Annotated in this window: 3 protein-coding genes; all 3 read right to left on the bottom strand. The window is 66.4% G+C overall.

What is annotated here, in order from left to right:
* On the bottom strand, window positions 1–442 hold a 442-nt coding region (waaF, locus tag A9Z05_RS37465; RefSeq protein WP_256121829.1), incomplete at its 3' end, for a lipopolysaccharide heptosyltransferase II.
* Between the two features lie 140 nt (window positions 443–582).
* Window positions 583–777, bottom strand: coding sequence for a zinc-finger domain-containing protein (locus tag A9Z05_RS03230; RefSeq protein ID WP_006482499.1), 195 nt, complete (start codon window positions 775–777; stop codon window positions 583–585).
* A gap of 50 nt (window positions 778–827) precedes the next feature.
* Window positions 828–1751, bottom strand: a complete 924-nt coding sequence (locus tag A9Z05_RS03225; protein WP_069616850.1) for a branched-chain amino acid transaminase — start codon at window positions 1749–1751, stop codon at window positions 828–830.
* Between the last annotated feature and the right edge of the window lie 200 nt (window positions 1752–1951).

Below are 1951 nucleotides of genomic sequence, written 5' to 3'. Positions count from 1 at the left end.
TCGCGCCCGGCGCGTACGCGAGCGCCGCGTAGTGGGTCGTCATCGGCGGCCGCTCGCCCGACTTGGTCGGGTTCGCGTGCCGCACGTTCAACAGCCCGTAGCGGTGCTCGCCCGTATAGCCGATCCGCAGCGGGATGTTCGCGAGCCACGGGATCACCGCGGATTTCAGCGAATTCGGCAGCACGTACGCCGCGTCGTAGCCGACGTCGCGCAGGTCGCTCGCGAGCTGCCAGCGGCGCAGCAGCTGCAGCTTGCCGTGCGCGAGATCGGTCGCGTAGACATCGTGGATCTCGGGCATCCGCTCGAGCACGGGCGCGACCCAGGAGGGTGCGACGGCATCGATCGCGATGCGGGGATGGAGCTTTTTCAGCAGCGCAAAAAGCGGCTGCGCCATCAATGCGTCACCGATCCAGTTCGGTGCGATAACCAGCGCTCGACGCATCAGGTCGACTTCCGATGTCGTAATGAAGCACGGCGCACGGGCGCCGCGTTCGGGTTGCCAGAATGGGGAAGGGCGGCGCGCCGGATTTCCGGCTGCGCCGCCTTGCGGGTCGGCGGGCCCACGGGCCCGGCCACCGGGGCTCAGTGGCCCTTGACGACCTCGCCGTCGCGCAGCTTGTAGCGCGTGCCGCAGTACGGGCAGCGCGCCTCGCCGTGCGATACGTCGATGAAGACGCGCGGGTGCGCATTCCAGCGCGTCATGGCCGGGTTCGGGCAGTAGGCGGGAAGATCCTTGGCCGTCAGCTCGACCAGCGGCATTTCCTTGATTTCGCTCATGAGACTTTCTCTTATCACTCTTGTGTGGGGCGGTCGGTGGCGCGGCGCGCTCAGACCTTCGTCAGCCAGTGCGCGTACTTCGCGTTCTTGCCCGACACGATATCGAAAAACGCCGACTGGAGCTTTTCCGTGACGGGGCCGCGCGCGCCGCTGCCGATCGTGCGGTTGTCGAGTTCGCGGATCGGCGTGACCTCGGCGGCCGTGCCGGTGAAGAACGCTTCGTCGGCCGTGTAGACCTCGTCGCGCGTGATGCGCTTCTCGATGACGTCGATGCCGGCGTCCTTCGCGAGCGTGATGACCGTGTCGCGCGTGATGCCGTCGAGGCACGACGACAGGTCGGGCGTGTACAGCTTGCCGTTGTTCACGAGGAAGAAATTCTCGCCGGAGCCTTCGGACACGTAGCCGTCGACGTCGAGCAGCAGCGCTTCGTCGTAGCCGTCGGCCGTCGCTTCCTGGTTCGCGAGGATCGAGTTCACGTACCAGCCCGACGCCTTCGCCCGCACCATCGACACGTTCACGTGGTGGCGCGTGAACGACGACGTCTTCACGCGGATGCCCTTCGCGAGGCCGTCCTCGCCGAGGTACGCGCCCCACGGCCACGCGGCGATCGCGACATGGATGGTATTGCCCTTCGCGGCCACGCCGAGCTTTTCCGAGCCGACCCAGATGATCGGGCGCAGGTAGCACGACTCGAGGTGGTTCTCGCGCACGACCGCGAGTTGCGCGGCTTCGAGCGTTTCACGGTCGAACGGCACGTCCATCTGGAAGATCTTCGCCGAATTCAGCAGACGTCTGGTGTGCTCGCGCAGGCGGAAGATCGCGGTGCCGCCGTCGGCCGTCTTGTACGCGCGCACGCCCTCGAAGACGCCCATGCCGTAGTGCAGCGTGTGGGTCAGGACGTGGATCTTGGCGTCGCGCCAGTCGATCAGCTTGCCGTCCATCCAGATCTTGCCGTCGCGGTCGGCCATTGACATAGGATTCTCCTGGAAGCGGTGATGTGCTGCGGGTGGTGTGCAGCGTTGAACCGGAAAGACGCTTATTTTAGCGTCATTTGGGGACGATCCGGTCGGGTGGCACGGGGCCGGCGCTATAATCGTCCGGTACCGATTCCAATAACGATGGGTCGTACCGGCAGGAGGCGCCGGCGGCCCGACGAACCGCCCGCCGCGGCCCG

Origin of the sequence: Burkholderia sp. A2 (genome assembly GCF_001729305.1) — a bacterium.
In the GTDB taxonomy this organism is placed as follows: Bacteria; Pseudomonadota; Gammaproteobacteria; order Burkholderiales; family Burkholderiaceae; genus Burkholderia; species Burkholderia sola.
The sequence above is the reverse complement of the archived record's forward strand: the minus strand, read 5'-3'. Positions and strand labels throughout refer to the sequence as shown.

Bases quoted from the DNA above. Each gene is read 5' to 3' on its own strand.
- A9Z05_RS03225 (WP_069616850.1), bottom strand. From the start codon at position 1,751: ATGTCAATGGCCGACCGCGACGGCAAGATCTGGATGGACGGCAAGCTG.
- A9Z05_RS03230 (WP_006482499.1), bottom strand. From the start codon at position 777: ATGAGCGAAATCAAGGAAATGCCGCTGGTCGAGCTGACGGCCAAGGAT.